The sequence below is a fragment of the Erwinia sp. JUb26 genome (genome assembly GCF_003751505.1).
In the GTDB taxonomy this organism is placed as follows: Bacteria; Pseudomonadota; Gammaproteobacteria; order Enterobacterales; family Enterobacteriaceae; genus Erwinia.
Genome location: NZ_RJVB01000003.1, coordinates 93018 through 109627, shown reverse-complemented (window position 1 = coordinate 109627; position 16610 = coordinate 93018). Strand labels below are relative to the sequence as shown.

General features: G+C 59.0%; 13 protein-coding genes. 8 read left to right on the top strand and 5 right to left on the bottom strand.

Annotation, left to right across the window (positions count from 1 at the left end; all coding sequences use genetic code 11):
- The first annotated feature begins 2 nt into the window (after window positions 1-2).
- A complete protein-coding gene (locus EC836_RS09225) occupies window positions 3-1370 on the top strand; it encodes an efflux transporter outer membrane subunit (protein WP_123333139.1) in 1368 nt (455 codons plus the stop codon).
- Window positions 1371-2323: 953 nt separating this feature from the next.
- On the opposite strand, the gene EC836_RS09215 is transcribed toward EC836_RS09225, so the two are convergent.
- Window positions 2324-4621, bottom strand: coding sequence for a TonB-dependent siderophore receptor (locus EC836_RS09215; protein ID WP_123332329.1), 2298 nt, complete (start codon window positions 4619-4621; stop codon window positions 2324-2326).
- Window positions 4622-5105: 484 nt separating this feature from the next.
- Here EC836_RS09215 and EC836_RS09210 point away from each other — a divergent pair, with 484 nt between their 5' ends.
- A complete protein-coding gene (locus tag EC836_RS09210; RefSeq protein WP_123332327.1) occupies window positions 5106-5627 on the top strand; it encodes a 5'-3'-deoxyribonucleotidase in 522 nt (173 codons plus the stop codon).
- A gap of 38 nt (window positions 5628-5665) precedes the next feature.
- Here the strand turns inward: EC836_RS09210 and hutG are convergent, their stop codons facing one another.
- Window positions 5666-6454 (bottom strand): N-formylglutamate deformylase, encoded by a 789-nt coding sequence (hutG, locus tag EC836_RS09205; protein WP_123332325.1) that lies wholly within the window; start codon window positions 6452-6454, stop codon window positions 5666-5668.
- Window positions 6451-7668: an imidazolonepropionase gene (hutI, locus tag EC836_RS09200; protein WP_123332323.1), complete on the bottom strand. Its 1218-nt coding sequence runs from the start codon at window positions 7666-7668 to the stop codon at window positions 6451-6453. The genes hutG and hutI overlap by 4 nt, the downstream gene beginning before the upstream one ends.
- Window positions 7669-7750: 82 nt before the next feature.
- Between hutI and EC836_RS09195 the strand changes: the two genes are divergently transcribed.
- Together EC836_RS09195 and EC836_RS09190 are read left to right on the top strand one after the other, a co-directional pair.
- Complete coding sequence (locus tag EC836_RS09195; protein WP_123332321.1) at window positions 7751-9106, top strand: formimidoylglutamate deiminase; 1356 nt, start codon at window positions 7751-7753, stop codon at window positions 9104-9106.
- Window positions 9103-9663 (top strand): HutD family protein, encoded by a 561-nt coding sequence (locus EC836_RS09190; RefSeq protein WP_123332319.1) that lies wholly within the window; start codon window positions 9103-9105, stop codon window positions 9661-9663. The genes EC836_RS09195 and EC836_RS09190 overlap by 4 nt, the downstream gene beginning before the upstream one ends.
- On the opposite strand, the gene hutC is transcribed toward EC836_RS09190, so the two are convergent.
- Window positions 9647-10402, bottom strand: a complete 756-nt coding sequence (gene hutC / locus EC836_RS09185; RefSeq protein ID WP_123332317.1) for a histidine utilization repressor — start codon at window positions 10400-10402, stop codon at window positions 9647-9649. The genes EC836_RS09190 and hutC overlap by 17 nt on opposite strands.
- A 277-nt stretch (window positions 10403-10679) precedes the next feature.
- Between hutC and hutH the strand changes: the two genes are divergently transcribed.
- The 3 genes from hutH to EC836_RS09170 all read left to right on the top strand — a co-directional run bounded on the left by hutH (window position 10680) and on the right by EC836_RS09170 (window position 15206).
- On the top strand, window positions 10680-12224 hold the full coding sequence (gene hutH / locus EC836_RS09180; protein WP_123332315.1) for a histidine ammonia-lyase: 1545 nt from the start codon (window positions 10680-10682) through the stop codon (window positions 12222-12224).
- Window positions 12225-12249: 25 nt separating this feature from the next.
- Window positions 12250-13935 (top strand): urocanate hydratase, encoded by a 1686-nt coding sequence (gene hutU / locus EC836_RS09175; RefSeq protein WP_123332313.1) that lies wholly within the window; start codon window positions 12250-12252, stop codon window positions 13933-13935.
- A 113-nt stretch (window positions 13936-14048) separates the two neighbouring features.
- On the top strand, window positions 14049-15206 hold the full coding sequence (locus EC836_RS09170) for a M20 aminoacylase family protein (protein WP_123332311.1): 1158 nt from the start codon (window positions 14049-14051) through the stop codon (window positions 15204-15206).
- Between the two features lie 141 nt (window positions 15207-15347).
- On the opposite strand, the gene blc is transcribed toward EC836_RS09170, so the two are convergent.
- A complete protein-coding gene (gene blc, locus EC836_RS09165) occupies window positions 15348-15875 on the bottom strand; it encodes an outer membrane lipoprotein Blc (RefSeq protein ID WP_123332309.1) in 528 nt (175 codons plus the stop codon).
- Between the two features lie 273 nt (window positions 15876-16148).
- Here blc and EC836_RS09160 point away from each other — a divergent pair, with 273 nt between their 5' ends.
- Window positions 16149-16406, top strand: coding sequence for a hypothetical protein (locus EC836_RS09160; protein ID WP_123332307.1), 258 nt, complete (start codon window positions 16149-16151; stop codon window positions 16404-16406).
- Window positions 16407-16610: the final 204 nt, after the last annotated feature.

Here is a 16610-nt window from a genome sequence, read left to right as displayed (position 1 = left end):
TGATGTACCGAATTAGCGTGATAGCCCTGTCGATGATGCTGGCGGGCTGTCTGTCTCTCGATCCCGATTATCAGCGCCCCGCCGCGCCGGTTCCGGCCACCTGGCCGGGGCAGAATCCGGACGGCAGCGCACCGGCCGTGCTCAGTAACTGGCAGCAGGTGATGGGTGACAGCCGACTGAAAACCGTGGTGGCACGCGCTTTAGCCAGCAACCGCGACCTGCGTAAAGCAATCAGCGATATCGAGCAGGCGAAGGCGCTGTACGGCGAAGAGCGCGCCAGCCTGTTCCCGACGCTGAATGCCGGGCTGACCAGCACCCGCAGCCGGACCACCGATGCGGGCGTAACCGGCAGCGCGGAGGCCAGCGGCAGCGTCAGCAGTTTCGAGATCGATCTGTTTGGCCACAACCGCAGCCTGAGCCGTGCGGCGAAGGAAACCTGGCTGGCCAGCGAATTTACCGCGCAGAACACCCGCCTGACGCTGATTGCTGAAACCGCCACCGCCTGGGTCACGCTGGCGGCGGATAACAGTAATCTGCAGCTCGCGCAGGAGACGATGATCAGCGCCGGTAAAACGCTGGAGATCACTAAACGCCGTCAGGCGGCCGGGGTGGCAGACGGCACGGATATGAACGAGGCGATGACCGTTTACCAGTCTGCGCGCGCCAGCGTGGCCAGCTATCAGACGCTGGTTGCCCAGGACCGCAACGCCCTGACGCTACTGGCGGGTGAGAGCCTACCGGATTCGCTGCTGCCCGGTCCGCTGGATAAGCTGAACGACAATGCCATTACGCTGGTGCCTGCCGGAGTATCTTCTTCGCTCCTGCTGCGCCGCCCGGACGTGCAGGAAGCGGAGCACAGCCTGAAGAGCGCCAATGCGGATATCGGTGCCGCGCGCGCCAACTTCTTCCCGACCCTCTCGCTGACGTCCAGCGCCGGGGTAGCGAGCGGGTCGCTTTCCAGCCTGTTCAGCCACGGCGCCAACGTCTGGTCGTTTGCACCGAGCCTGTCGCTGCCGCTGTTTGCCGGTGGCACCAACGTGGCGGCGCTGAAGTATGCTGAGGCGGAGAAACAGGGACTGATTGCGGCGTATGAAAAAGCGATTCAGAGCGGGTTCAAAGACGTTGCCGATGCGCTGGCACGCCGTGCCACGCTCAGCGAGCAGATGGATGCGCAGCGCGAGTACGTTGCAGCGGCGCAGCGCAGTCTGGATTTGTCACTGCACGGTTATCAGGCCGGCAGCGGGGATTATCTGACCGTGTTGACCAATCAGCGTACGCTGTGGTCGGCGCAGCTGGAGCTGATTGCGCTTCAGCAAACGGATTACGATAACCGGATTACGCTGTGGCAGTCGCTGGGGGGCGGGAGCTGATCGCGCCCTACCTGATATTCAGTTTCTGATGTAAAGCTGGTTGAGGGGGTTCTGTGGGATGAGTGATTGCTGGGATTGCTGTCAGCGCGGTGATTGCGCTGACTGGCGGCTTCCCCGCTCGGGCGTCCTCGCGCCACGCGCCGCGTGGCTCCCTCACTACAATCGTCAGCCCGTCGGACCGGTGCAGACGGGCCCTCCATGGCCCGGCCGCACCTTTCTCCAGCTTCCCTGCTGGAGAATCCTGGCTTTCCTCTCTTCGTTCAGCGCTGTGGATTGCCCGTACGGGGAAGCCGCCAGTCTGCTGGTTAATCATTGTGCTGCCGGTAAAACACCTTTCATCTTTCGCTGCTTTCCCTAGGCTGCTTTGAATGCAATCGCATTGCGACATGTTCACCCTGAATGTGCAGCTAAATCCGGAATTATTTTCTTCGTTCAGCGCTGTGGATTGCCCGTACGGGGAAGCCGCCAGCCTGCTGGTTCATCATTGTGTTGCCGGTAAAAACACCTTTCATCTTTCGCTGCTTTCGCCGGGCTACTTTGAATAGAATCGCATTGCTACACGCTCACCCTGAATGTGCAGCTAAAACGGGGTTATTTTCTCCACTCAGCGCTGCAAATTGTCCGAACGATTTATTCATCATTTCAATAGATAAAAACAGCGATTGCTATTGTTAGAGGTCGCCCAGCCTCTGCGGCTGCCGGGTAATCCGCAGCGCTGAACGGAGAGAGGAAGCCAGGATGGGCACGCAGGACGCGGGCGCAAGGCTCGGTCGGCACACGGATGTGCCGTCTGAGCCGGTCCGACAGGCTGACGCACGAAGTGAAGGGACCGCGAAGCGGCGCGAGGACCGCCCGACAGCCGCAAAGGCTGGACAAAAAAAACCGCCATCCAAACGGATAGCGGCCTTATCACACACAACCCGCGAACGAGATACCCTCGCCCGCCGCGGTTATCAGAAGTGCGTATTCAACGACATAAAGTACGTTCTGCCCGACTCGTTATACGTCTCAGCACCCGCACCATACAGATACGCGCCGGTCGTCGCATTGCCGGTAGTGGAGGCATTGCCCGCGCGGTAGTGGCGTTTATCCAGCAGGTTATCAATCCCTGCCGTCACATCCACATACTTGTTCACGGTATAGGTCGCGCTCAGACCAAACAGCGCATACGGACTCAGCTCGTTGGTTTCGCTACCCGTTGCCGCTACGCCCTTGTAGTTGTACTTCTTCGGCTTCTGCACGCCGTACCAGGCCATCGTGCCGCGCAGGGACAGATCGTTCATCGCCTGCCATTCCAGCGTCGAGTTGATGGTGTACTCTGGAATAATCGACAGATAATCGCCAGTTTTCTTATTCTTATTCTCAATGATGTAGGTGAAGTTATTCTTCATTGAGACGCTGTCGGTAATCGGGAAGTTCAGCGTCCCTTCCAGACCCTGAATCAGCGCGCGCGGCACGTTCTCCCACTTATAGACATCGGTCGTTCCGACGCTGTAGTCGGAAGCATAGCCCGCTTCGATCTTATTGCGGTAATCGTTGTGGAAGTAAGTCAGACCCGCCTGATAATCGTCGTGATGGTATTCCAGCCCAATCTCTTTGTTGATGCTGGTTTCCGCTTTCAGATTGTCATTACCCTGCAGATAGCAGGCACCGGCGCTGGCATAGCAGCCCTGTCCATTGCTGTAGAGGATATAGTTCGGGTTGGTCTGATACAGGTTCGGGGCCTTGTAGGCACGGGCGATCCCCATTTTCAGGGTGAAATCGCTGCCCAGCTCCTGCGACAGGTTCAGCGACGGACTGAAGTTGCTGCCGGTAATCGAATGATAGTTAAAGCGGATGCCCGGGGTCAGGATCGTGGTGTCGGTCAGCTCAATGTTATCGTCGGCAAAGACGGAGTAAAGATCGGCCGAGCTGTAAACGCTGCGTCCGGTCGCGGAAACGCCCGCCACGCTGCCCGCCGTGGCGGCATTCTGCGTGTTCGAGGTCGGATCCTTCATCTGCTGATGGTTCCATTCGCCGCCCAGGGTCAGCGTCTGCTGGAATAACAGATCCAGCGGCACGTTAAACTCGGTGTGAGCGTTGGTATCCGCCAGGTTGATGGTGGAGAAACCTTCGTCAGTGGCATTAAAGATCCCCTCCGTTCCCCCTGCCAGACCTTCGTTCAGACGGGTATTGCGCGTGCGCTCGTACTGAATGTAGTTGGTGGTGGTCACGCCGTTATCCCAGGAGCCGGTGTGCTTCAGGCTGACGTTCTGGCGATACAGGACATTGGTCTCTTTACCGTAATATTTCTGCACCAGCGCGTTGGTGTTGGTGTTCTGCGTATCCCCGGCGTAGAGGTTGCCCTGGCGGCTGAATCCGGCGCCCAGTTCCAGCGCCTGGCCTGGAATGAATTCCCAGCGCAGAGAGCCGTTGATGTCTTCGTTTTTCAAACCTTCACGGCCCGAAGGAACGCTGCCGACGTAGGCGCCGGTACGCTGGGCCTCATGGCCGGAGTTGATGTACTGCGCGTCGGCCTGAGTTTTCGCCCAGCCGCCGTACAGTTTGAAGGTCAGGTTATCCGCCAGTTCGCCCGCCAGGCTGCCGTTAAAGCGGCGCGTGGCCCCTTCGGCTTTGTGCTCCGGGACGTTGTAGTAGGTGTTAAAGCTGCCGTGCCAGTCTTTGGTTGCCGGTTTAGTGATGATGTTGATCACCCCGCCCGCCGCGCCACTGCCGTACAGTGCCGCAGCCGGGCCGCGCAGGACGTCAATGCGTTCAATCATTTCCGGTGGAACCCAGGCGGTATCGCCACGGGAGTCACGCTCGCCGCGCCAGCCGTAGCGCACCGAGTTTTTGCTCGATACCGGCATACCGTCGATCAGGATCAGGGTGTTTTCCGGGCCCATACCGCGAATATCGACCTGACGGTTGTTACCGCGTTGGCCGCTGGTGGAGTTACCGGTCAGGTTAACGCCCGGCATGGTACGAATCAGTTCAGAAACATCGCGCTCCGGTGGGTGTTTTTTGATTTCTTCCGCATTGATGGTGGAAACGCCCGGTGCCTGCAGGGTCTGCACGCGCGCGGTAACCACCATGGACTGCTCGCCGGACACCGCATCTTTTTCGGTTTTTTTGCTGGTTTTTGCCTCAGCGCTATCGCTGGTTTGCTGCGCATCTGCGGCGGTAGCTTCTGCTGAGAAGCCCTTGAGCGGCAGCAGCGCAAGGCCGACAGCGATACTGATAAGGCTCAATCTTTTACTATTGAATTCCATACTCATCCCTTAATGCCCTGATTTCTTTTTTGAAATTACTTATTGTTTTATAAGTAAAAATTCATTTCTATCGCCTGAGAACGAAAAGAGAAAGACAATAATAATGATTATCACTTACGACTAAGTATTGCAGCAAATTTCGGCGACCAAATCTCGTGGAGATTAAGTAAAGAAAGGGAAATAGATGTGTGTAAATATTACAAAACAATGACAGCGGTGACGAAACGGCGAGGCGATTTCCAGGACTTAAGTCGGAGTAAGGCACAGTAAAAATGAGGGTTAAGCGGTGATATCCATCATATTATTTGAAGGTCTTCATCAAGCTTATGCGGTTTGTTCTTTTCACTGCCCGCGTATGATGTCGTCACGGCAGGAACACTGCGAAATTACCCTCCTGACCGTGCCTGAGTCTTTTTTAGCCAGAAGCCCTGCTTCTGGCTTTTTTTTTGATATGCTGTGCCTTCAAATCCATCATGGAGCGATTATGAAACGCATTGCTATTGATATGGATGAGGTTATCGCTGACTTTCATTCTAAAATCCTGCACACCTGGAACCGACATTTTTCGCAGGAACTCACCCCAGATGAACTCAACCTCTTTGACCTGCATCAGGACGATCCGGAAAAGCTGGTAGAGATCTTTGAACTGGCCGGGCACCCGGATTTTTTTGCCGATCTGGCGGTGATCCCCGACAGCCAGCGCGTGATTGCCAGTCTCAGCAAGCACTATGAGATTTTTATCACCACCGCAGCCATGCAGGTGCCGGCCTCATTCAATGCCAAATTCCGCTGGCTGAACGTGCATTTTCCGGCCATCAAGCCCAGCCATATCGTGTTCTGCGGCAATAAAAGCATTATTAACGCCGACTACATGATTGATGATAATGCGATTAACTTTGTCGATTTCTGCGGGGAAGGCATTCTCTACACCGCCCCGCACAATCGTCATGTTACCGGCTATCGGCGGGTGGACAGCTGGCGCGATATTGAGGCGCTGCTGCTGTAGCCAAAGATGTGCGTTTCCGCCGTACACATTGCAATGAATTATTTTTTGCCTTCACGCAGTAGCGTTTCCAGAATTTTCTGCAATATAACCTGGAGCTCCTGCGCTTTATCCCCGCGCCAGGCAAACGGCGGCTGCTCATCCATATAGTTGCACTGCGCCAGTTCCAGCTGCACCGCGTGCTGATTCTCCGCCGGTTTGCCGTAGGCGCGGGTAATATATCCGCCCTTAAAGCGACCGTTGATTACCCAGCTGAAGCGAGACTGATCGTCACAGACCGCCGTGAGATGGCCCGCGATCTCCGGGCTACAGCTCGCCCCATCATTGGTGCCCAGATTAAGGTCCGGCAGCTGGCCGTCAAACAGGCGCGGCACTGTTGAGGCGATCGAATGCGCATCAAACAGCAGCGCGTAGCCAAACTGACGGCGGATGCGCTCAAGCTCCAGGCGAATCTGATCATGATACGGCTGCCAGATGTTTTGCAGATATCCCGCCCGCTGGGCTGCCGTCGGCGTCATTCCCGGCTTAAAGGTCGGCGTGCCGTCGAACAGCGTTTCCGGATACAGCCCGGTGGTTGCAGTGGTGTAAAGCGCCTGATTATCCGGCGGGCGGTTCAGGTCAATGACAAAGCGCGAATAGTTGCCCACCAGCACACTGGCCCCCATTTCGCGGGCAAACGCATACAGCTGCGGGATATGCCAGTCGGTATCCGGCAATCCTTTCGCCGCATCGCTCAGCCCTGCCTTCACTTCCGGCGTCAGTAACGTACCGGCATGGGGAATACTCAGCAGCAGCGGCAGTTTACCGGCGCTAAATTCAAACGCGTTCATCGTTCCTCTCCTCGGAAAATAACCCGGCAGGGCAGCTGCCCACCAAGCCAGTAAACCAGCTCCGCCGGGCGTTCCAGCGGCCAGTGAACAAAATCTGCCATCTTGCCCGGTTCCAGTGAACCGTGCGTGGCGGCCAGGCCCAGCGCCCGCGCACCGTGAAGCGTGACGCCGGCCAGCGCTTCCTCCGGCGTCATACCAAACAGGGTACAGCCCATATTGAGCATCAGCCGCAGCGACAGCGCCGGGGACGTTCCCGGATTGGCATCGCTGGCCAGCGCCATCGGCACCCCGTACTGACGGAACAGCGCCACCGGCGGCCGCTGCGTTTCCCGCAGCAGATAGAATGCGCCCGGCAGCAGTACCGCCACCGTGCCGCTCTGCGCCATCGCGGCGATATCACTTTCGGTGGCGTATTCCAGATGGTCCGCCGACAGCGCGTTGAATCGGGCGGCCAGCGCCCCGCCGCCCAGCGATGACAGCTGTTCGGCGTGCAGTTTGACCGGCAGGCCCAGCTGCCGGGCGGCAAGAAAGACCTTCTCAACCTGAGCAGGGGTAAACGCCAGATATTCGCAGAACGCGTCCACCGCGTCCGCCAACTGTCCGGCGGCCACCTGCGGCAGCAGCTCGCGGCAGATCACCTCAATCCATTCATCCGGCTTTTGCTTATACTCCGGCGGCACCGCGTGTGCGGCCAGGCAGGTGGCCTTGATTTGCGCCGGGACCTGCTGACCGAGCTGGCGGATCGCCTGCAGCATACGCAGTTCACTGGCGATCTCGAGCCCGTAGCCGGATTTAATTTCTACGGTAGTGACCCCTTCAGCCAGCAGCACGTCGAGGCGATGACGGGCGCTGCTCACCAACAGTGCCAGCGAGGATTCCCGCGTGGCGCGGACCGTGGAGAGGATCCCGCCACCCGCCGCGGCAATCTCACTGTAGCTGACGCCGTTCAGGCGCTGCTCAAACTCGTGGCTGCGGTCGCCGCCAAACACCAGGTGCGTATGGCAATCTACCAGCCCCGGCGTCACGATGCCGCCGCCGAAATCGGTGGTGCGCTGCGGGGTAAACTGCCCGGCCTCCTGATACGGCCCGACCCAGACGATCTGCTGACCGTCGACGGCAATCGCGCCGTCTTTGATGATGCTGTACTGGCCGTCGCGCATCGTGACGATATCGGCGCCATACCACAAATGCTCACAGTTGCGTTGCTGGTTCATCACCTCTCCCACGTTGCGTGCTTTACTGAACTGCCATAAGTATGTATATGTATATACAACCTCAACGCACAGGAAGCAACCGATGACTCGCTATTTTGCGCCCCGCGCCCTGCTTGCAGATGGCTGGCAGCATAACGTACTGATTGACGTCGACAGCCACGGCCATATCGCCTCTCTGACCGCCAACAGACAGCCGCAGGATGCACAGCGCCTGGACGGTATTGTGATACCGGCTATGGCCAATTTGCACTCGCATGCCTTTCAACGCGCGATGGCCGGGCTGGCCGAGGTGGCGGGCGATCCGCAGGACAGCTTCTGGACCTGGCGCGATCTGATGTACCGCATGGTGCAGCGCCTGACGCCAAAGCAGGTGGGCGCGGTTGCGGCAGCGCTTTATGTTGAGATGCTCAAGGGCGGCTATTGCCAGGTGGCGGAGTTTCACTATCTGCACCACCAGCCGGACGGCCAGCCCTATCCGCAGGATGAGATGCTGGTTGAGCTGATTGCCGCCGCCGGGCGCAGCGGTATCGGTCAGACAATGCTGCCGGTGCTCTACAGCTACGCCGGATTTGGCAGCCAGCCCGCACAGCCGGGCCAGAAGCGCTTTATTCAGGATACCGCCGCGTATCTCGCCCAGCAGCGGAGACTGGTGAAGCTGATTGACGGCAAGCCGCTGATTAACCACGGACTGTGCTTCCACTCCCTGCGCGCGGTCAGCGAAGCGCAAATGCACGAGGTACTCGCGGCCAGCCCGGCACATCTGCCGGTGCATCTGCACGTCGCCGAACAGGAAAAAGAGGTTAACGATTCGCTGGCCTGGAGCGGCGAACGCCCGGTCAGCTGGCTGCTGGATCGCTTCCCGGTTGACCCGCGCTGGTGCCTGATCCACGCCACCCACCTTGACGACAGTGAAATTTCGCGGCTGGCAGAGAGCCAGGCCGTAGCCGGACTCTGCCCGACCACCGAAGCCAACCTCGGCGACGGTATTTTCCCGGCCACCGAGTTTATCGCTCGCGGTGGCCGCTGGGGCATTGGTTCCGACAGCCATGTGTCGCTGGACGTGGTTGAGGAGCTGCGCTGGCTGGAGTATGCCCAGCGGCTGCGCGATCGCCGCCGCAATCGGATTGTGGCGGCCAATCAGCCGTCGGTTGGCGATCTGCTTTACCGGCAGGCGCTGGCGGGCGGGGCTCAGGCCTGTGGCGTGAAAACCGGCAGCCTGCAAACCGGCTATCGCGCCGACTGGCTGGTGCTGAGTGACGATGCGCTGCTGGGCGCGACGAGCGACGAGGCCCTGCTCAACCGCTGGCTGTTTGCCGGGCATCGCGGGCAGATCCAGGATGTGTTCGTCGCGGGGGAGCAGCGCATCCGTCACGGCCAGCACGCACAGCAGGAATCGATTGACGCGGCGTTCCGTCAGGTGCTGGAGGCGCTGCGATGATCCACTTATTTAACCGTGCCAGCCTGCCCGTCAGCCGCTGGCGCAACGGCGGCGGAGAAACGCGGGAAATCATCAGCTATCCACCCGGCGAAGCCGAATTTGACTGGCGTATCAGTATCGCCACCATCGCCGCCGACGGGGACTTTTCGACGTTCCCCGGCGTCGACCGCATTATTACGCTGCTGGATGGGGAGGTGGAGTTGTACAGCGACGATCGTCTGCGCCAGCGTCTGGCGGTGAACCAGCCCTATGCGTTTCGCGGTGAGGATCGCATCAGCGCCCGGCTGCCGGCCGGGGCAAGCCACGACTTTAACATTATGGCCCGGCGTGGGAGCTATGTGTCCGCTGCCGAAACCACCCGGGCGGCATTTGTACCGCCGGTAGAGGCCGCAGGCGTGGTGATGGTGATTAGCGGCCAGTGGCAGCATGGGCAAACGCTGCTGGCGGCCGGTCAGGGGGCCTGGTGGGAAAATCAGGGCGGCCAATTTGTTCCGCTGTCGAACGACGCCCTGCTGCTATGGGGTACTCTGCTACCGAGTTTTAACCATGGCCTTTAAAGCGTCCCATCAGCTTGTAGCGTGAGCCGGGATACAGCAGGCGCGCGTAGGTCACGATCTTATTATCGCTCCAGGTCTGGCGGCGGATCAGCAGGCAGGGCTCCTGCGCGTCGATCGCCAGATGGCGGCACTGTCGCGCGTCGGGCAGAACCGCTTCCACCACGTGCTCACCGGCGGTTAATGGAGCGACCCGCATCAGATAGGTATAGGGCGTCTGCTCGGTGTAATCCTGCAGCAGGTAGTCCGGTGCCATCTGCGGATTGACCAGGCGATCTTCCAGCTGCACCGGCTGATCGTTCTCATAGTGGATCATCAGCGAGTGAAACAGTTTCTGGCCGCTGGTTAAACCGAGCAGCGCGGCCTGTTCCGCATCGGCTTTACTCTCGCCAAACGCCAGAATTTTACAGCTGTGGCGATGGCCGCGCTGGGCTATCTCTTCCGCGATATTGTGGACTTCCATCATCGCGGTATAGCCTTTGGCTTCCGCGACAAACGTGCCCACGCCCTGCATCCGCATCAGATAGCCTTCGCTGGTCAGCTCGCGCAGTGCGCGGTTAATGGTCATCCGGCTGACGCCAAGCTCGTTAACCAGTTCGCTTTCAGACGGCACGCGCTGATTTGGCTGCCAGACGCCTTCGCTGATCTGGCTGATAATCGCCTGCTTCACTCGCTGGTAAATCGGTGCAGGCTGATCGCTCATTGCAGCGGAAAGTTGAGAAATTGCACTCTGCCTGGCCATACCGAATCCTTATAACAGTGGGAAAATCAGTTTACTGGCTAATATTCTAAATGTATATACATGTTAAGTTTTCCGCCAGGACTGCCGTTTATTTAAGCGCTTTCGTGCCGTTTTTTTGTGATCGCAGCAAGACAAGTTACTTTGGTTGTATAGACAAGACTATACGTTTGTGATTCACTCAATTCAGACCGAAATTTAACTCGCATTAACAACCTGTCGGGATGATGCCCGTAATACAGGTTTGATGCCCACCCAGTTGTCTATACAGGAGTATACTATGTCACTGACTCAGCCCCACTGCTTACTGACGCCGGGTAAGGTCGATCTCGCCACGCTGAAAACCCTCTATCGCGGTGGCGTCACGCTGGCGCTGGATGAACAGGCGCGCAGCCGCATCCAGCAGGCGCGCGATACGGTTGAGGCCATTGTCAGCGAAGGCAAAGTGACCTACGGCATTAATACCGGCTTTGGCAAACTGGCTCAGACCTCCATTCCGGCGGACAGGCTGGCCGAGCTGCAGCGTAACCTGGTGCTGTCACACAGCGTCGGTCTGGGCGACCTGCTGCCGGACGACGTCGTGCGCCTGGTCATGGCAACCAAAATTATCAGCCTGGCGCGCGGCCATTCCGGGATCAGAATCGAGCTGGTCGACGCGCTGATTACCCTGTTTAATGCCGGTGTGATGCCGTGTATTCCGGAGAAAGGCTCAGTGGGTGCCTCCGGTGATTTAGCCCCGCTGGCGCATCTCTCCCTGATGCTGCTGGGCGAAGGTGAAGTCCGGGTAAAAGGCGAACTGATGCCCGCTCGCGATGGCCTGGCGTTAGCAGGTCTGGAGCCGATCGTGCTGGGGCCGAAAGAGGGCCTGGCGCTGCTGAACGGCACCCAGGTTTCTACCGCACTGGCCCTGCGCGGCCTGTTCGAAGCCGAGAACGTTTTTGCCGCCGGGCTGGTATCCGGTGCGCTGTCGCTGGAAGCGATTAAAGGCTCGGTGAAACCGTTCGACCACCGCATTCATGAAGCCCGCGGCCAGCAGGGGCAAATTTCGGTCGCCGCGGCCGTTTCCAGCCTACTGGACGGCAGCGTTATCCTCAACTCCCACGCCAACTGCGGACGGGTGCAGGACCCCTACTCCATCCGCTGCGTGCCGCAGGTGATGGGTGCCTGCCTGGATAACCTCAACCACGCCGCCCGCGTGCTGCAGATTGAAGCCAACGCCGCGTCCGATAACCCGCTGGTGTTTACCGATACCGGCGAAGTGATCTCCGGCGGTAACTTCCACGCCGAACCGGTGGCGTTCGCCGCCGATATTATCGCGCTGGCCGTGGCGGAGATCGGTGCCATCTCAGAACGCCGCCTGGCGCTGCTGCTGGATACCGGCCTTTCCGGACTGCCGCCGTTCCTGGTCAACGACGGCGGGGTGAACTCAGGATTTATGATAGCCCAGGTGACCGCCGCCGCGCTGGCGTCGGAAAACAAATCGCTGGCGCATCCGGGCAGCGTAGACAGCCTGCCAACCTCCGCCAACCAGGAAGATCACGTCTCGATGGCCACCTATGCCGCCCGCCGCCTGGGGGCTATGTGCTTTAACACCGCCGCCGTGGTGGGCATTGAAGCGATGGCCGCAGCGCAGGGAATCGACTTCCACCGCCCGCTGCAAAGTTCGCCGCAGCTGGAAGCGGTGCTGGGCAATATCCGCCAGAACGTGGCCTTTCTCGACAAAGACCGCCTGATGGCCCCGGATATCGAACAGATGCGTTTATGGGCCGCTGGCGACAGCTGGCCGGAAATGATTGCTGCGCTGCTGCCTGCACGCGCCCACTAAACGAATACCGATAAGGAAAACAACCATGACTGAGTCCGTAAGCAAGGCCGTTGCCCGTACTATTCGCGCTCCCCACGGCGATACGCTGCACTGCGCCAACTGGCTGATTGAAGCCGCTTACCGCATGATCCAGAACAACCTGGATCCTGACGTTGCCGAACGCCCGGAAGATTTGGTGGTGTACGGCGGTATTGGTAAAGCCGCCCGTAACTGGGAGTGCTTCGAGCAGATCCTGCGTTCACTGCAGGCGCTGCAGCCGGAAGAAACCCTGCTGGTGCAGTCCGGTAAGCCGGTTGGGGTTTTCCGCACCCACGCCGATGCGCCGCGCGTGCTGATTGCCAACTCTAACCTGGTGCCGCACTGGGCCAACTGGGACCACTTTAACAAGCTCGATAAAGCCGGGCTGATGATGTACGGCCAGATGACCGCCGGATCCTGGATCTACATTGGCGCGCAGGGCATCGTGCAGGGCACCTTTGAAACCTTCGCCGAAGCCGGTCGCCAGCACTATAACGGCGATCTGAGCGGCAAATGGATCCTCACCGCCGGACTGGGCGGGATGGGCGGCGCGCAGCCGCTGGCGGGCGTGCTGGCCGGTGCTTCCGTGCTGGCCGTTGAGTGCCAGTCTTCGCGCATCGACTTCCGTCTGCGTACCCGCTACGTCGATTACCGCGCCGAGACCCTCGACGAGGCGCTGGCGATGATTGACCAGGCGAATAAAGAGAAGCGCGCGATTTCCGTCGGCCTGCTCGGTAACGCGGCGGATGTGCTGCCGGAACTGGTTAAACGGGCGAAAGCCGGCGGCATGAAGCCGGATATTGTCACCGACCAGACCTCTGCACACGATCCGATCAACGGCTATCTGCCGCAGGGCTGGTCCGTTGAGCAGTGGGAAGAAGCCCGCCGCAGCGATCCGAAATCCGTGGAGAAAGCCGCCCGCGCCTCAATGGCGGTCCACGTGCAGGCGATGCTCGACTTCTGCCATATGGGCATTCCCACCGTAGATTACGGCAACAATATCCGCCAGGTGGCGCTGGAAGAAGGCGTCACCAACGCGTTCGACTTCCCTGGCTTTGTACCGGCCTATATCCGTCCGCTGTTCTGTGAAGGCAAAGGTCCGTTCCGCTGGGTCGCCCTGTCCGGCGATCCGGAGGACATCTACCGCACCGATGCCAAACTGAAAGAACTGTTCCCCGACCATACCAACCTGCACCGCTGGCTGGATATGGCGCAGGAGCGGATCGCGTTCCAGGGCCTGCCCGCGCGTATCTGCTGGCTGGGTCTGGGCGAGCGTCATCTGGCGGGACTGGCGTTTAACGAGATGGTGCGCAACGGCGAGCTGAAAGCGCCGGTGGTCATCGGCCGCGATCACCTTGACTGCGGATCCGTGGCTTCACCAAACCGCGAAACCGAAGCGATGCGCGACGGCTCGGATGCGGTCTCCGACTGGCCGCTGCTCAACGCCCTGCTGAACACCGCGGGCGGCGCGACCTGGGTCAGCCTGCATCACGGCGGCGGCGTGGGCATGGGCTTCTCCCAGCATGCTGGCGTAGTGATCGTTGCCGACGGCAGCGCCGAGGCCGATAAACGCCTGGGCCGTGTGCTGTGGAACGACCCGGCGACCGGCGTGATGCGCCATGCCGATGCCGGATATGAAGTGGCGAAAGCCTGTGCCGCGAAGCACGAACTGAATCTGCCGATGATTGACTAAGCGTTATCCAGGCCGGTATCACCGGCCTGTTTTCTTCCCCGCTACCCGCTTCTTCCGCCCCCGATTTATGCTACCTTGTTTCTGCGCGTTACCCTGCACAGGAGAAGTATTGAATGACAGTTCCCGTTTCGCTGATTGAAGAAGCCACCGGCTGGCGCAGAGCCCTGCACGCCCGCCCCGAACTGGGATATCAGGAGCATCACACTTCACAGTTGATCGCCGAACAGCTGGAAGCCTTTGGTCTGCAGGTTCATCGTGGTCTGGCAGGCACCGGCGTGGTCGGCACGCTGGAAAACGGCCCCGGACCGGTTATCGGGTTACGCGCTGACATGGACGCCCTGCCGATCACCGAGCTGAGCAATCCGCCCCACCGCTCCACGAATCCAGGCGTGATGCACGCCTGCGGACACGATGGCCATACGGCGATCCTGCTGGCGGTGGCAAAGCACCTGAGCACCACCCGCCGCTTTAGCGGAACGCTGCATTTTGTCTTCCAGCCCGCAGAGGAAAACCTCGGTGGCGCGCGCCGCATGGTGGAAGACGGCCTGTTTACCCTGTTCCCGATGGATGCCATCTACGGCATGCACAACTGGCCGGGCCTGCCCGCCGGTGAGGTTGCCGTGAACGCAGGGGCGATGATGGCCTCGCTGGATTCCTTCGAAATCAATCTGCGCGGCCGCAGCTGTCACGCCGCCATGCCGGAAAACGGCGCGGACCCGATTGTCGCCGCCGCCCAGCTGATTATGGCGCTGCAAACCATCCCGGCCCGCCGCCTGTCGCCGCTGGCCTCTGCGGTGGTCAGCATTACCCAGATCAACGGCGGTGAGGCGATTAACGTCATTCCGGAAAACGTGGTGCTGCGCGGCACGCTGCGCTGCCTGCAGGCGGACGTGCGCAGCCGGGTAAAACAGATGATCGATGAATTTGTCACCTCGTTTACCGCACCGCTGGGCATTGAGGGCAGCATTGAGTATCAGGGCGACTATCCGGTGACCATAAACCACGCTGCGGAAGCCACCCGGGTGCGCGACTGCGCGCTGACGCTGCTGCCTGCGGAAAAGGTACACTGGAACGTCAGCCCGTCGATGGCCTCTGAGGATTTTGCCTGCATGCTGGAGCACTGCCCGGGCGCGTACTTCTGGATCGGCGCTGACGGCGATACGCCATCGCGGCCGTTGCACAATGCCAACTACGATTTTAACGATGGGCTGATCGCTCCGGGCATCGCCCTGTGGACCGCGCTGGTTGAGCAGCTGCTGCCGCTCGGCTGATTGATATTCACCTGACCGCAACCATCGATCACACCGTTCTATGGCCCCTCACGGGGCCAACTCCCTTGTACAGCTTTCCCATTCTGAAACACTGCTTTTACGATCCTCACAGCCGCAAAGCAGGACAATTCCAGAAGCGAATTATCCCTGCTTCACCCACAGCAATTTATCCACCGGGAAGTTCAGCCCGCGAGCAATCGCCAGATAGTTCTGCTTAACGCTCTCCGGGATCTGCGGCATGCGCGACAGTATCCACAGGTAGTCGCGATTCGGGCCGCTGACCAGCGCATAGCGATAGTCGTCGTCCAGTGCGATAACGTTATAGCCCCCGTAGAATGGACCGAAGAACGACACCTTCAGTGCCGCAGTGGATGGCGCACCGGTGAAGTAGGCACGGCCTTCACTCTCCTTCCATCGCGCTTTCACCGGATCGTAGCCACGGTTAAGTACGGATATTCCGCCGTCGCTGCGTTTGCCGTAGGTGGCGGTGACCTTCTCCAGCCCGCGCTCGAAGCGGTTTTCCAGCCGAGCGACCTCATACCATTTTCCCAGGTAGCGAGCGGCATCAAAGCCGCTAATCGGCGTAACGCCTTTTGGCGGCGTCGGGGATTTACAGGCCACCAGACCCAGTGACAGTACCACCCCGGTAAGAACGGGCCACAGCTTCATGCTTGCTCCTTGATTCACATAATTATCAGCCAAAGAGAGTGTAGTACAAACCCCTTAACAGGCCATCGGTCGGGCAGTCGACATCGGTTTAATTATCTGAAACAGGTATTATTTTCGCATAGCACTATGCATTGAATGACTATTTAATCTGACGAATGAAAAATCCGGCGAATTGGGCTAAAGAGCATAATACGATTATTCTTAGAGATAAGATCGCCGTTCTCAGCCAGGCTTAAATTGAATTTCTAACTCAGAAGAAGGAAACATCTCATCATGGCTGACATCGAAACAAAAACGAAAGATGACTATATTAATGACGTGCTTTCTCAGCTTAAAGAGATTCGCCACTACGCGAAAAATAATACGGAAACCCTTTCTGCTCAGTGGCTTGCCTTCGACTCCGGCGAGTTTAAAGATAAAGAACTGGCGGGTAAAATTGATACCTTGCTGAATGCCCAGGGCAAGCTGCATGACGAAGTGGAAGCCTCCATCGCCGATATTGAAATTCTGGTGAATAAGGCGGCCGCTTAGCGCTTAATCCCCTGCGTTGATGCAACCGTTTAATTTATAAAAAAATGCGCCATATGGCGCATTTTTAATTTGAGACTCAGAATGAGGAACATCAGGGTCGTCGTATTTCACGAAGGGTTCATCCAAAAGCATCTGACCCAATTTCCCCTGATTAACTCTGCACTACCCGCAACTGTTCAACATCGCGGCAGATCCACTGTCGGT

Excerpts from the sequence above, each read along its gene's own strand:
- hutG (WP_123332325.1), bottom strand. The coding sequence starts at position 6,454 with ATGAACGCGTTTGAATTTAGCGCCGGTAAACTGCCGCTGCTGCTGAGT.
- hutU (WP_123332313.1), top strand. The coding sequence starts at position 12,250 with ATGACTGAGTCCGTAAGCAAGGCCGTTGCCCGTACTATTCGCGCTCCC.
- EC836_RS09225 (WP_123333139.1), top strand. The coding sequence starts at position 3 with ATGTACCGAATTAGCGTGATAGCCCTGTCGATGATGCTGGCGGGCTGT.
- EC836_RS09190 (WP_123332319.1), top strand. The coding sequence starts at position 9,103 with ATGATCCACTTATTTAACCGTGCCAGCCTGCCCGTCAGCCGCTGGCGC.
- EC836_RS09170 (WP_123332311.1), top strand. The coding sequence starts at position 14,049 with ATGACAGTTCCCGTTTCGCTGATTGAAGAAGCCACCGGCTGGCGCAGA.
- hutH (WP_123332315.1), top strand. The coding sequence starts at position 10,680 with ATGTCACTGACTCAGCCCCACTGCTTACTGACGCCGGGTAAGGTCGAT.
- hutI (WP_123332323.1), bottom strand. The coding sequence starts at position 7,668 with ATGAACCAGCAACGCAACTGTGAGCATTTGTGGTATGGCGCCGATATC.
- EC836_RS09215 (WP_123332329.1), bottom strand. The coding sequence starts at position 4,621 with ATGGAATTCAATAGTAAAAGATTGAGCCTTATCAGTATCGCTGTCGGC.
- blc (WP_123332309.1), bottom strand. The coding sequence starts at position 15,875 with ATGAAGCTGTGGCCCGTTCTTACCGGGGTGGTACTGTCACTGGGTCTG.
- hutC (WP_123332317.1), bottom strand. The coding sequence starts at position 10,402 with ATGGCCAGGCAGAGTGCAATTTCTCAACTTTCCGCTGCAATGAGCGAT.
- EC836_RS09210 (WP_123332327.1), top strand. The coding sequence starts at position 5,106 with ATGAAACGCATTGCTATTGATATGGATGAGGTTATCGCTGACTTTCAT.
- EC836_RS09160 (WP_123332307.1), top strand. The coding sequence starts at position 16,149 with ATGGCTGACATCGAAACAAAAACGAAAGATGACTATATTAATGACGTG.
- EC836_RS09195 (WP_123332321.1), top strand. The coding sequence starts at position 7,751 with ATGACTCGCTATTTTGCGCCCCGCGCCCTGCTTGCAGATGGCTGGCAG.